Annotated in this window: 13 protein-coding genes and 1 tRNA gene; 8 read left to right on the plus strand and 6 right to left on the minus strand. The window is 36.6% G+C overall.

Translation table 11 applies throughout. From position 1 onward, the window contains the following. Position 1: 1 nt before the first annotated feature. From LJE72_RS17595 to LJE72_RS26325, 3 genes are all read left to right on the plus strand, one after another. A complete protein-coding gene (locus LJE72_RS17595) occupies positions 2-1,018 on the plus strand; it encodes an LUD domain-containing protein (protein ID WP_229249212.1) in 1,017 nt (338 codons plus the stop codon). A gap of 25 nt (positions 1,019-1,043) precedes the next feature. Further along, positions 1,044-1,739, plus strand: coding sequence for a FadR/GntR family transcriptional regulator (locus LJE72_RS17600; protein WP_229249213.1), 696 nt, complete (start codon positions 1,044-1,046; stop codon positions 1,737-1,739). A 188-nt stretch (positions 1,740-1,927) separates the two neighbouring features. After that, positions 1,928-2,056, plus strand: a complete 129-nt coding sequence (locus LJE72_RS26325) for a hypothetical protein (protein WP_282434043.1) — start codon at positions 1,928-1,930, stop codon at positions 2,054-2,056. 102 nt (positions 2,057-2,158) lie between these two features. Here LJE72_RS26325 and LJE72_RS17605 read toward each other — a convergent pair whose 3' ends face one another. Further along, on the minus strand, positions 2,159-2,884 hold the full coding sequence (locus LJE72_RS17605) for an SGNH/GDSL hydrolase family protein (RefSeq protein ID WP_229249214.1): 726 nt from the start codon (positions 2,882-2,884) through the stop codon (positions 2,159-2,161). A 1,378-nt stretch (positions 2,885-4,262) separates the two neighbouring features. Here LJE72_RS17605 and LJE72_RS17610 point away from each other — a divergent pair. After that, positions 4,263-4,457: a hypothetical protein gene (locus LJE72_RS17610; protein ID WP_229249215.1), complete on the plus strand. Its 195-nt coding sequence runs from the start codon at positions 4,263-4,265 to the stop codon at positions 4,455-4,457. Positions 4,458-4,934: 477 nt separating this feature from the next. On the opposite strand, the gene LJE72_RS17615 is transcribed toward LJE72_RS17610, so the two are convergent. The 5 genes from LJE72_RS17615 to LJE72_RS17635 form a co-directional block, all read right to left on the minus strand. Then, positions 4,935-6,296: a permease prefix domain 1-containing protein gene (locus tag LJE72_RS17615; RefSeq protein ID WP_229249216.1), complete on the minus strand. Its 1,362-nt coding sequence runs from the start codon at positions 6,294-6,296 to the stop codon at positions 4,935-4,937. Positions 6,297-6,309: 13 nt separating this feature from the next. Continuing rightward, positions 6,310-6,648 carry a PadR family transcriptional regulator gene (locus tag LJE72_RS17620; protein ID WP_229249217.1) on the minus strand — a complete coding sequence of 113 codons (339 nt, stop codon included), beginning with the start codon at positions 6,646-6,648 and terminating at the stop codon, positions 6,310-6,312. A gap of 272 nt (positions 6,649-6,920) precedes the next feature. Further along, a tRNA-Ser gene (locus tag LJE72_RS17625) sits at positions 6,921-6,986 on the minus strand. Between the two features lie 193 nt (positions 6,987-7,179). Beyond that, positions 7,180-9,747 (minus strand): AAA family ATPase, encoded by a 2,568-nt coding sequence (locus LJE72_RS17630; RefSeq protein WP_229249218.1) that lies wholly within the window; start codon positions 9,745-9,747, stop codon positions 7,180-7,182. 268 nt (positions 9,748-10,015) lie between these two features. Continuing rightward, entirely contained in the window at positions 10,016-10,369 is a 354-nt protein-coding gene (locus tag LJE72_RS17635; RefSeq protein ID WP_229249219.1) for an ATP-binding protein, read from the minus strand. Between the two features lie 431 nt (positions 10,370-10,800). Here LJE72_RS17635 and LJE72_RS17640 point away from each other — a divergent pair, with 431 nt between their 5' ends. From LJE72_RS17640 to LJE72_RS17655, 4 genes are all read left to right on the plus strand, one after another. Then, the gene (locus LJE72_RS17640; RefSeq protein ID WP_229249220.1) at positions 10,801-10,986 is read left to right on the plus strand and encodes a hypothetical protein; all 186 of its coding nucleotides are present in this window, start codon (positions 10,801-10,803) and stop codon (positions 10,984-10,986) included. A 466-nt stretch (positions 10,987-11,452) separates the two neighbouring features. Further along, the gene (locus LJE72_RS17645) at positions 11,453-11,686 is read left to right on the plus strand and encodes a hypothetical protein (RefSeq protein WP_229249221.1); all 234 of its coding nucleotides are present in this window, start codon (positions 11,453-11,455) and stop codon (positions 11,684-11,686) included. 264 nt (positions 11,687-11,950) lie between these two features. Next, positions 11,951-12,190, plus strand: coding sequence for a DUF2442 domain-containing protein (locus LJE72_RS17650; protein WP_229249222.1), 240 nt, complete (start codon positions 11,951-11,953; stop codon positions 12,188-12,190). Continuing rightward, the gene (locus tag LJE72_RS17655; protein WP_229249223.1) at positions 12,183-12,440 is read left to right on the plus strand and encodes a hypothetical protein; all 258 of its coding nucleotides are present in this window, start codon (positions 12,183-12,185) and stop codon (positions 12,438-12,440) included. Before LJE72_RS17650 ends, LJE72_RS17655 begins: the two co-directional genes overlap by 8 nt. Positions 12,441-12,554: the final 114 nt, after the last annotated feature.

Raw genomic sequence — 12,554 nt, forward strand, 5'->3', positions numbered from 1 at the left:
AATGAGCAGTACAAAAGTTCGAACTATCTTGAAGCAAATCAGTTCTCGCCGCGACACACTTCTTAAAGAGTATCCGAATTTGGCTAGCCAAGTACAGGAGATCAAAAGCACGACTGCGGCTAATCTTAAAGAGTATGTGAAAAAAGCAACTTCTTCCCTCAAAGGTAAAGGATGTCATGTGATCTTTGCTAAGAACTCCACAGAAGCTCAAGAGCAAATCCTGAAAATCCTGGCGGGTCATCAGCGCATAGCCATGAGTAAAAACTCTGTTTTCACCGAAATTGCTCTGAGAGAGTATTTAAAATTAAATAATGTTGAGATTCTCGATACCGACCTGGGGGAAAGAGTTGCCGGGACTAAGGTCGAAGCACACCCTTGGATTGCCAGTATCAATACACCAATCTCCAATAAAGAGTGGGTAGCCCAAATTAAGAATGAGATTAAACAGCAGGCGGCCCATATGCAATATGGTATTACAGGTGCAGAGGCTATCATTGAACAAAATGGAACCCTGGCCCTGTTAGAAAGTGAGGGAAACGTACGATTTACCTCGAATCTTCCGTATAACCATATCGTGGTGGCCGGAATCGATAAAATCGTACCCTCTCTCGAAGATGCTTTGAGCGTTTGTCGGGCGATCAGTGTATATGGATTAGGTAGAGATATTCTTAAGTATATTTCCTTTATCAGTGGCCCCAGCAGAACAGCCGATATTGAGTTTAGAATGGTCCAAGGTATGCATGGCCCCAAAGAGGTGTATGTCATTTTACTGGATAATGGACGTTTGGCAACATCTGAAAATCAGCAGTGGGATTTGCTTAAATGCCTGCACTGTGGAGGATGTCTCGTCGATTGTCCAAAATATCTTGAAGAGGGATTAGAGAGGGGCTATTATTACTCCGGCAAAAGGGCAAACGTCTTAGCAGCTTTTTTGGAGGGTTCCAAACAAGCTGAAGATCCGGATTGTGGGGACTGCTCATTGTGTAATGAAAACTGTCCTGCAGGTATTCAAGTTTAGCTCCGTGCGCTTATGGGAGGTTCCAATGCAGTTTGAAAAGATTACGAAACCTCAGCGAACGTCTCAAGAGGTTTTAAAACAAATCAATAGCTTGATTATCGAAGAAAGGCTCCGTCCCGGTGACCGACTGATGGGTGAAAGAGAAATGGCTGGGGAATTGGGAGTTAGCCGGACCACTTTGCGTGAAGCGCTAAGAACTATGGAGTTCTTAGGATGGGTTGAAATTAAGCCTGGAGGCGGCACTTTCATACGGAATGCACAGTTAAATGACGTTATTAGCCCTTTAGCTTTAGCTTTATCGGTAGAGCCGACACGAATAGAGGAACTGTGGGAAACGCGTATTACCCTCGAAGTCGAATGTGCGGGTTTAGCAGCATTGCGAGCCTCGGAAGAAGATCTGCAGATAATTTCCCATGCCCTTCGTGATATGAAGTCATCGTTAGAAGATCTGGACGCTTATGCTAAAGCGGATATGCGGTTTCACTTTCTGATTACACAAGCTTCCCAGAATTCGATGATGAATCGACTGTTGCAGACGTTTGTCGTCCATATTTTAGAACTCATTAAGAAAGCCGGACCGCTCCGTTTTAGTCATGACATCGGGGGACTATGCACGATTCAAGAACATATCTCAATCTATGATGCTATTGTCAGTCACAACGTGGAACAATCAAAGATTCTTATGAGAAAGCATCTTGAGGGCTCAAGGAGCGAGGGCTAGTCCCCCACGAACATTCTCAGGCTGATTAGAATATATAAATCCCCCTCACTCTTATGACCTAAGCCTCTTTTTTATCCTATGCATTGCTCTTTTAAAAACCATTCATGCTTACAAATTTTTGCCAGTATTCTTTAGACTGAAATAACAAAAAATAGATTCGTTACAAAGTTAAAAGGAGGTTTATATAAATGATGGGAATGATGAAACGCAAAAGTAGTTTATTCAGTCCTCGCTCTTTAGTTATCCATGCTATTGGTATTAGTGCAGCGGTTTGGTTAGGCAAAGTCTGGGGAGATAATGATCGTATGTTTGATTGAGACAGAGCCGTCCGTAAGGGCGGCCATTTTTATTTACACCTGAAGAACAAAAAGGAGAGCGATTAGGCTCCCCCTTTACTGCTTCTCTTCCTTTTACAATTTTTAGGTTCTCTTTATCACCTTAACTAATCGACTATACATGTAGTCCGACATTAACTCATACCCCTTGTCATTTGGGTGAAGTCCATCTTTCATGAATGCATCCAAGTCAACTAGATCTTTAGGAAATGCACTCCAAACATCTAATAAGTTTGACCCAGTCTTAGCAGACACATTAATAATTGCTGTTCTGATACCCATAAATGAAGATTCATCTAATGAAACCATTGGAGGTTCCACAATGCAAAATATATCTGCGTTAGGAGCTTTACTTTTAATGATACGGATTAACTGAGTATATTTTCTACTAAACTGGGATGGAGTATAAAAATTTCTATCATTTCTTCCTACACATATAAATACAACGTCTGTACTACTTTCTATTTCTGTTGCTCTCGTTAAGCAATAATCAATAAGAACCCCTGATAAAGCTTTGTTATCCCACACAATGTTGTTTGAATACGTCTGGTACAAAGATCTTCTAAGATCTTTGTACCAACCATTTTTTAAGGGATCTGAAGCACCTTGACTAACAGCAATTGAATCCCCAAGAATTACGGCTTTAACTCTATCGTTTTTTAACTTTTTAATCCCTTTCAAGGTCTGAACTTTAGCGACCGTTGCAGTATTCACTGCTCTCTCTGCTGCCTGCACTGTTTCTGGAATACCAAAACTGAAAGTAGTGAACACCAGTGTTGCGGATAATACATACATAATTATCTTCTTCATTGTCTTTACTCTCTTTCTTGTGCCTAAAACTACAATTTTCTAAATTACTTCGTCATAAACCAAGCATTATAGAACCACAAATATTCGCTACTAATTTCAAATTGCTGAAGGGCTAACTAATAAATATCCTTGAATACTTTAACTTTCCAGTCCCAATCATCTCATAACTTTCTTGAGAAGTAAGGGGAAACTTGTCGAATTGTAGCAAAAAACTCCCATCGTAACCGACGAGAGTCATAAAATATACTATCCAACTATCCTCTTTTGATATTAGGCATTATATTTATGGATACCTGACTTATAACTATCCCCTGTGGGAACTGATTTCTTCTGGAGGAAAGGTTACCTTTAATACGATGTTTATAGATTTTATCACCTTTCCTGCAACAGTCCTACTCTTTTAGGACGTTTCCCCGAAAAAGGGAGTATAGCTAAAAAAGCATGTTTATTTTAGCCTGGGTAGCACTATTTAGTATTTTTGAATTTATACTCAAAATAGGACACTTCAGATATTATCATGGATGGAATTTATATTGGTCTATCGGCTTTAATATCTATTCATTTCTGCTTTTAAGAATTCATTTTAAAAATCCTCTCTATTAGCATGGTTTTTTGCGGCTTTATCGGACGCTTCCATAATATTCCATTTCGATATACCAATCAGCAGCATAAAATAAATTGATTCATTCGCACATTCAGTTTAAGGCATAAAAATAACGCCCCCTTTTTCAAGGCGTTTGTCACTTTTGCAAATGCTTAAGCCAAAAAACAAGCGTGACTCCAATCACCCTTGTTCCTCAATCTTCATCGTTCATGTGAGCTCCGTGATTAAACAATAATAGTAACCCAACTACAACTATGTAGGGGATTAACCATTTCATAAAGATTCCTCTTTCACCATTTTGTGACTTATTCCGTTAATATAGTGTTAAATAAGTATATTTCCTTTGATCATTTTCTACAAGGTCCGTTAGTCCTATCTTTGTAAAATGAGTCTATTCCTAAAAAGCAACCCCCCCGCAATCACTTGAAGGGGTCTTACCATGTAAACTTGTAGGCAACTGTTTGCATAACCAAATCTGGTAGGAATTATCATCACGATAGCTTTAAATTTCATTTAGTAATAAAAATTTCTAATCATTTATCCTCTTTTATCTTGATCGTGCTTGAACGTAATTCTTCGATTTGATTTACTATTTCATCTAGTTCATACAAATTAATCCCTCCCAATTAGTTAGGTTATTAGTATGCCCTCCATGAAAATAAAAGTGGTAAATATACTTCAAATTTCTTAGTGCAAATTCGAAGGAAATAAACATCATTCCTGTAATTCAGGAGATACTGTTTAAATAATAATTAAATAAAGGAGGGGAGCTTTTTGAGCCATAAAGATGAAGCTACAAAAGACGCTTTAGCCAGTGAATTAGGAGAACTTAAGGAGAAATACTCCCATTTGCAACAGGCTTATACTAAGTTAAGGCACCAAACTTCTGCATCACAACATGGACAACCTGAGGATAAACTTTATCGCGGGACAAATTTTGAGGCCGTCAGTGAACTAGGCCATTCTTGATAAAACACAAGCCCTGTCTATCAACCGTTCATTCTGACCGTTGATAGACAGGGCTTCGCGCTGCAGATTACCTAGCTGCTTCCACTGCCAATTTTGATATATTAAGAGATTGTTTGGTGGGTATCCTCTAAAATCGTAGGCCATTACACTTAATGGACATGCCGCATAGTATACATCAGGAGCCTTCTCATTTTATGGAATCCCCAAGTGAGGAGGTGAATAAATAATGTTTATCTTTGGATTCTTAGGTTTTTTAGCGTTTTTAATTGTATTATTACTATTAATTTCTTCATAGTTTGGGCTCATAACAACAATAGCAACTACAACAGCATAAAGGTTGGCCTAGGTAATACCTGGGCCTTTTACCTTGGCACTTGTTCCCAATCGTATCTACCAAGAACAACCAATGGACATCAAGGGGGTGGCGTCGGTACTACCGAAATCATGGTGAGGACCAAGGATGGAGGTTTAAAGAAATTAATTAAACCTAAAAACAATGGGAAATATAAATGCAACAATTGCTGTCCAAATGAAATAAACATAGAGGTAATCTGTCTGCCACTTTATGATCTTTGTGAAATCAAATTTCTTCCTGAAATACCCGATATATAACCAGGCAAGTCCGGCCAAGTTGCCTAGCAAAGCCAAATTTTCCCCTAGCGCGGCCAGCTTATTGGGGGTAACTCCAAAGGCGGACAAGCGGAAAAGTATCGCAGATAAAGCAACCCCGTCGATAACCAGTGCCGCCATAATCAAGGCTAGATTTAAGTAATCAAACAGATTGGCTGGCTGGCGAATATCTCGCGCCGAAATGACGTACAAAACCAACCCCAATACTAAGGCCAGCATAAAATCGAATCCAATTAGGAAATCTCTTTCCATAAATGGACTATTACCAGTAATCATCATAACTATTAAGAAAGCAACCATAATTATCAGGAAGAGCGGGCTGAATATTTTGGCCAAAATAGGTGCAAAATTCTCCACCACGCTTTTTTTAGCCTCTACTAAATAAACAGTAATCATGGCTGCCGCACACCCTCCATAAATCAGCAAATACTCTGCAAGAAATTTTCCAATGTCAATTTGGATGGCTTGGAAAATACCTAGCGTGAACAGGAATAACACCATTACACCTGCCATGACTAAGACACCATAGATAAAGGCTTCACCTGTGAAGCGTATAAAATTCATTCTCCCTAGGCTGCCTTGCCACTCCCTGCCTATATAAGTTACCCCGACGACCAACCACAAAAACAAAGGAAGATGAACGATGGTAAGAACTTCTGTATTGTGAGGATCAAATGATGGATACATATTGATAATCACCGCTGCCAGGATAAAAATTCCCAGGATCGTTGCCCATGTTTTTAACTCTGATTTCCTCTTGATCAAGAAAAACGCCGCTATGAAAGGTAAAATAAAGAAACTGAAGTTTTTAATGAAGAACATCTTAATTTCACCGTCTTGATCTAGTAATCCGAAACCAAAAAGTTCAGGAAGTTTGACCAGTGTCCCGGCTAGCAACGCAAAAATCACCACCAGGGTAATATCGCGCCGATTCAGTTGCTTGGCTAGTGAATCTACCGGTTCTACTAGCAAATGTCTCCACAGGTTCTCGGTATTCACTTTGGCAAACTCATGTGAGATCGCGTCGACATTTCCTAAACGTTTGACACTAATTAAAAATGCTTCATCTGGCGTGAGTCCGGTTGCAATTAAGTCCTCGATTTCATCCCTTAAATGATTTTCCAATTCATGAATATCCGCATCACTTAAATTACCATGGGTTCTCAAATGATCGCTCCAAGAATGAATCTGTGTTTCCAAATCAAACATCTTGATCTCCTCCTTACGAATTACTTTCTTCATTCCATGTCCTGTCCAGAGCATTATGAACTATTTCCCACTGTTTTTTTTGCAGTTCCAACTCGGTTAACCCACTCTCTTTAATCCTGTAATATTTACGCTGCCGGCCTGCCTCTGATTTACTCGAGTAAGATTCGATTAATCGATGTTCTTCTAGACGATGTAATACCGGATACAACATACCTTCCGTCCAAATTAGTTGATTCTCAGACATCTCTTTCACGCGCTTGATAATCGCATAGCCATAACTGTCATTTTCCTTGAGAATGGCCAAAATGAGTGGGGTAGCAGAGGCTGCTACCAAGTCTTTAGATACATTCATTCAATCCCCCCGCTATACCTAATACTTCTATGCATATCATACCTAGATGCTCTATGTGTGTCAATTGTAAGACCCCAAAATCAAATGCGTTGGCGCGAGAATTTCTATCATCTCAACCAACGAAGAAAAGCGGCCTCGAAAATCGATAGCCACTTGAGAGACCAAAGAAAAAGAAAAAAGGAGTGACAACGCTATTGCAACGATAAGCAAAAATTAGCCTATTCCACAAAACACAAAAACCCCGCAATCGCTTGCGGGGTCTCGTTTTCCTATGGAGCCGATGGTCGGAATCGAACCGACGACCTGCTCATTACGAGTGAGTTGAAACCCGTATCGGCTGGTATCAATGTATATCTAAATACGCTAAACATGCGGGTTTAGGGATTTTTATATTCCATCTGGTATTGATAATTCCAATATTTTTCGTATCTTTTTGGGAACGCATTTGGGAATAAGGACTTCACTTTTAGAACGAGCCTGTTTATTTGACTTTGGCGTTTAACCTTATTTAACTTGACAAATGGGAGGGCATTACGCGATAAAAGCATTTCTAATAGTTTTAAAACCCTCAAAGTCTGTTTTTAATTCATGTAATTTAGGCTCATTATGTATCTCTATTGGACTGCTGTGTCCATTAATATAACCACATGACCTCTCAAATATTTCGTTTAATTCATCCTTATGTTGGTTTAATAAATTGCCATCCACTTTTACGAATTGCGATAGTGCAATATTCTTTTGATATCGTTTTACCGTTCCCTGAAATATCTCATGCTCTACACAGAGTTCTATAGCAGACCGCAAATAGCCATATCCATTAGAGGCAATTTCGCCTTCACTTTGACCTTTAGGAGTGTTATTAACCATGGTATTTATTTTTTTGATGTAGTTATTTACCTTATTTATTTCTTCCTCTGCACTACTAATTACTCCAGTCTTTCCAAACTCGGTTTTTACGTCATAGAATTTATGTTCTAAGATTTTATTGGGTGGTAATGTGAATAAATACATTATGCTGTTAAAAAGTAATACACTGTGAGTAAAAATCACAACTTGTCTGTCATTTGAAAGTTTAATAAGCCTCCTAGCAACATCATCGATAATGTTGTGGTCTAAACTATTTACTGGGTCATCAAACACTACAGGGGAAACGGAACTATCTAGTTGTAATTCTGTCAAAAATTCCGCTAGTGCTATTGCCTTTTGTTCCCCTTCGCTAAGAATATCCTTTAAGTAATAACTTGAATTCATCCGTTGTTGAATTTTTGATTGCCCCTTGCTTGTTCCAAAATTGAGTTCAATTTTGATTTGGGATTTTCTAAACGATTTCAATTCTTGTTCGAATTTCGTGACGAAATTTTGGTTAACTAGTTCTTGTCTTGCTTCTGTAGTTTTACGGCTAATTGAATTAGTTGAGAATTTGCTTTTAGAAGATTCAAGTAGTGCAATTATTTTCTTATTTGCTATGAATTTTTTTACCTCTTCGATTTTAGTAGATAATAACCTCCTGTCCTTGAGTTCGGCAATTATCCCATTAAGTTCCTTCTCTTTTATAGACATATTGTCCAACGTAGCGGTACTATCTAGTGATAATTTAATAATTTGTTCCTTCTTATCTTTTAATGGCTGTATGTAATCGGAATACTCTAACTCAAACACAACGCCATTATCAACCGTATCAGAAGTAATTGCTAATTTATAATTACTTACCTTTTGATTGTATTGGAGAATCTTATCTGGTTGAGTAATTTCTTGTTTGTCATTTAGACCAAAGGTAGGTTGGTGAAAAATCAAGGCAGTATCAATATTTTTAATCTTAGAAGCAATGTTTGTTTTAATCTTTTTATAAGTAGCAATTTCAGCTTGTGTAGTGTCATTTAAAAGTTGCTTATAATTGGATAATAGTTCTTTTGAGCTATTATCTAATAGTTGCCTGCAATATATGCAAACATCGTCATTATCATTAGGATAATTCGCTTTACCCAGAATCTTAATGTAGTTGTCAGCTGATTTCAAGAAGTTCGTAAACTCTACAGACTTATAAAACTCAATTCCCCTAGACCCAACAATCTCCTCTAACCCTTTCTTTGCAACTTTTTCAAGTTCCTCTATTTTTTTATTACATTTCTTTATTTCTTCCCAATTTGTCATTGTCAGGTTCTTTTGTGCATCTTCAATTTTTTGTATTAAGTCATTAAATTCTGTAACTTGGGTTGTAAAACTTTTAATTATATTTTCAAGCAAAGTCTTATTAAGATTCTTTAGGTCTGATTCTTTTTCTATTAGTTCCTTTTCGTTTTCTGATGTAAATAATGCGACTTCAAGTAATTCTTTTTCAGTTGATTTAGCTGAAATATTTTTAATGAAGTTATACTGAGGAGTACCACCATTACTTAAATTGTCACTCCAATTCAATGATGTTGGGTGTTCATCGATTGTTTGTTCTAACATCTTTGAAAGTCCTGACAACTCATTTGTAATAAGATTAAATAAATGAAATCCAAGAGGAGATACTATTAGTTCGCGACTTTCATTAAGTGATATATTAACGCAATTATTATTGAAAACTGATATTGTTTGCAAATCAATATTAGGGGATTCACCATCCCAAGTAAAAGTATTCGGAATCCCGTTACAATGATATTGAATAATTGCTGTATGAGGAACTTTTGAATTATCAATGTCTGCATAAATTACGTTATTAGACTCATAACTAAAACCTAAAGATTTTAAAATTCTGCCATACCCTGTCTTCCCAGTACCATTTTCACCATATATCAGAGTTAAATTTTCACCAAAATTAATAGTTTGATTTTCAGCCAGTTTATTTACACCCTTAACTTCTGATAACGAGGTAATACGAATTTTTTTAGTTGTCGGGGTAAATATTGGTTTTGAAATAGTCAAAGAAGGTAATCCTTTTTTCAGACCAATCGATTGAAGGAAATAGTCAAATACATTATTTCTTTCAGAAATCGTCAGCACGTCTTCTTTTTGCACAATCAAATTTACAAGTAGCTTGCTCCAATCCCCATAATTATTTGCCCATTCCCATAGAAAATCAACAAGTTCTCTTCTAGTTGCAGTCGTTGATTTCATTTGATACTCCTCCTATCGACTTCTTATCGCTATGAATCTCGAGAAATTAAATTAATAATAATATTAATTATCTCACAGAAGTTCGGCGAATAGTGGCGAATTTAGGTGACATATCTATATTATTACTGTTGAATATCGACATTAACTTGTAGTGTATTGATTAATAATTCCGTATTCATGGGTCGTTTAAGAGACTTGTTAAATAACACCATTTGCTCAAAAATCCGCCTTCAAGGCGGATTTTATTGTTCGTTTTTTCGGTTGTCGGCTATTCTTTCTTCAGACATATAATCTCCTTCATTTCTAAATCTCCTTCCTTCATGTATTCATAATAAATTCTTTTGACTGCACTATTTACAATGCAACTCTCCGAAACTCTAAATTTCTTTTTCAAATATGCTAAATTAGCTAAAGACTCAATTGAAAGATAAACTCCTTTCAGTTTTATTAGAGAGGAAGTGGTGTCAAGTTCTTCTTCAATTACTTCTTTAGTGTCAATCCATGCTGGAGAATATTCCATATATTTTTTTTCTGCTGTATTGAAATCAAGTTTATCATTTAGAGCTTGGTTTAAGTCGTCTAATCTTGCCAATATCTCCATAAGCATTTTTTCATCAGACATATTCAATCTCCATCTTTATTCTTAATTATTTTGCTAGTTTTATCTTCTTATGATTCTGATTAGCTTTTGGTTTACTTAATTAGAATCATAAGAGTACATTTTCACAAATTGTCCCATACAAAATCACTTCCTTTTCATAAGTTGCTAAAGGACATACATCTCTATTATTATGATATATTGCAAAATAAATAGCAATAGCTATATATCAAGACGTATTTAATCCATATCGACTATAGTCAATGAAAATAACTGTATACGGCAATATTTGGCTCAGACTATTAACAATACCTCCTTTCGGAGGTATAATGACAATAGACGTCAATGCGTTGATGAAACATTTAAGAAGTTGGCAAATAAACAGGTAAGGAGAAATCCGTTAATCCGTTTATTTTTCTCAGTTTGAAGTAGCATAAAAGAAAGGTGAATTTAGAATGCGTGACTTTGAGCAAATACGTCAACAAAACAGGCGAAAAGATATGTTTTTTACAGGCATGGAAGAGAAACCAGTTGAGCTTCCACCTGAAGCAATTAAAAAAATGAAGGACTTCTTTGAAAATCATATAAAACCAACGAGAAATAGAGTTTTTCAAAGACAGATAGAAAAAGGGAATTTATGATACACCCAATTTCTACCGCAACTTGATTCATTCCTTAATTTGTATAAATATCAACACTATAATTCAACTGAGTCAATATTTAAACTGAGGTGCCACCAATGAAAAAATTAGACTTTCGATTACTGTGCGAAGAATGTGGTAATGATGACATTGTTATTTACTCCAGTATACAACGCTCTCTAATTGGTTTCTATTGCATAAATTGCGAGAAGATTTTCATGTTCGACGGATACCAAAAACTTGATACACATGATGAAGATTTGGAGCGGTTACGCCAGGAATATAGTAAATCATCTGTTACTCAATCACCAGAACAACTATAAAAGAAGTTAATGCAATGAGGCAAGGAAAAGCAAAAAACATTCTTGGTAGCCATATACTCTGGTCAAAACCTCTTGAAAATTCTTATATTGGCAATAATATCCAGACGCTATAAGATGATATAATCTTACTAAAAGGGGTTTTTATGTTTGAAGCAGGGCTTGACCGACTCATCTGGGGACACCTCAATCGACTCAATAGTCTCGACCCGTCTGCCGATGATTATGAGTATCGAAAGATGGTCGCTGAAGATGAACTTGAATCTACTTTTTATCACGAACAAATTGTTGAAGAGCGTCGGCAACTCGCTCGCAATATGGTTGCTTTTGAAAATGCATTAGCAAAGGCAGAAAAAGAACACCGAAGACAAAATATGTAGGAGAATGATAAAAATAGAAGAGACGAAGATATTAGAAACGTTGTTCCAATTATTGATTGAGCAAAAAAAATTCAGAGAGGATGCATCAAAAGATTGATAAGATGCAGTCAGAAGCTTCTCGTATTCGAAGAGAAAAAAGCTATGAAATGAGTGAAGAGATTGAAACTCCCTAAAAAAATAACGATACCCTTTGAAGATAGACAACTCACTCTATTGAAACATCTATCAAGATATATTTATTCACTCAGAAAATGAGGTGAAAATATGTTATTAGATGTAGTAGCAGTCAAACCTCTTGACGACTATCGGATTTTAGTGACATTTGAAAATAACGAAAAAAGAGTATTTGATGTTAAACCTTTGTTGAATAAACAACAATGGAATGAGTTGAAAGATATTTCGTTATTCAAGACGGTTAAAGCATGGGAGGGTACAGTTCGGTGGCTTCACGGTCAAGATATATGCCCGCAGTGGTTATATGATGAAGGAGAAAAGTGTGACTGAGAAAAGAATGACTGACGAAAAAAAGAAGGTACTTAAACGAATAATAGGGGCATATTCTACAAAAATGTCACTGAACGATTTAAGAGACGCTAGAAAAAAAGAAAGTCAGAATTGTGATGTTTGTGATGTAGAGCTTGAATTAGAGACTGAAGAAAAGCATAATGTTTTAGAATCGTTAGAAGAGTCTCTCAAAGAAATGAAGCTTATGCGTGAAGGAAAGCTTAAAAAGAAAACTTGGAAGAAAACCTGAGGTATTGTATCATAAATGGCTGACATAACACTCAGAGCCTCAGATTTACCTTCTGTCGGCCTTTCGGGACTTCTTTCTATGGACGGATAGCCTGCCTCAAGGAACTACTTATGC

The organism is Desulfosporosinus shakirovi (assembly GCF_020595055.1).
Taxonomy (GTDB): Bacteria; Bacillota; Desulfitobacteriia; order Desulfitobacteriales; family Desulfitobacteriaceae; genus Desulfosporosinus; species Desulfosporosinus shakirovi.

What these genes read in the sequence shown, in the direction of transcription:
- LJE72_RS17630 (WP_229249218.1), bottom strand. Translation starts at nt 9,747, where the DNA reads ATGAAATCAACGACTGCAACTAGAAGAGAACTTGTTGATTTTCTATGG.
- LJE72_RS17605 (WP_229249214.1), bottom strand. Translation starts at nt 2,884, where the DNA reads ATGAAGAAGATAATTATGTATGTATTATCCGCAACACTGGTGTTCACT.
- LJE72_RS17650 (WP_229249222.1), top strand. Translation starts at nt 11,951, where the DNA reads ATGTTATTAGATGTAGTAGCAGTCAAACCTCTTGACGACTATCGGATT.
- LJE72_RS17615 (WP_229249216.1), bottom strand. Translation starts at nt 6,296, where the DNA reads ATGTTTGATTTGGAAACACAGATTCATTCTTGGAGCGATCATTTGAGA.
- LJE72_RS17645 (WP_229249221.1), top strand. Translation starts at nt 11,453, where the DNA reads ATGTTTGAAGCAGGGCTTGACCGACTCATCTGGGGACACCTCAATCGA.
- LJE72_RS26325 (WP_282434043.1), top strand. Translation starts at nt 1,928, where the DNA reads ATGATGGGAATGATGAAACGCAAAAGTAGTTTATTCAGTCCTCGCTCT.
- LJE72_RS17640 (WP_229249220.1), top strand. Translation starts at nt 10,801, where the DNA reads ATGCGTGACTTTGAGCAAATACGTCAACAAAACAGGCGAAAAGATATG.
- LJE72_RS17595 (WP_229249212.1), top strand. Translation starts at nt 2, where the DNA reads ATGAGCAGTACAAAAGTTCGAACTATCTTGAAGCAAATCAGTTCTCGC.
- LJE72_RS17620 (WP_229249217.1), bottom strand. Translation starts at nt 6,648, where the DNA reads ATGAATGTATCTAAAGACTTGGTAGCAGCCTCTGCTACCCCACTCATT.
- LJE72_RS17635 (WP_229249219.1), bottom strand. Translation starts at nt 10,369, where the DNA reads ATGTCTGATGAAAAAATGCTTATGGAGATATTGGCAAGATTAGACGAC.
- LJE72_RS17600 (WP_229249213.1), top strand. Translation starts at nt 1,044, where the DNA reads ATGCAGTTTGAAAAGATTACGAAACCTCAGCGAACGTCTCAAGAGGTT.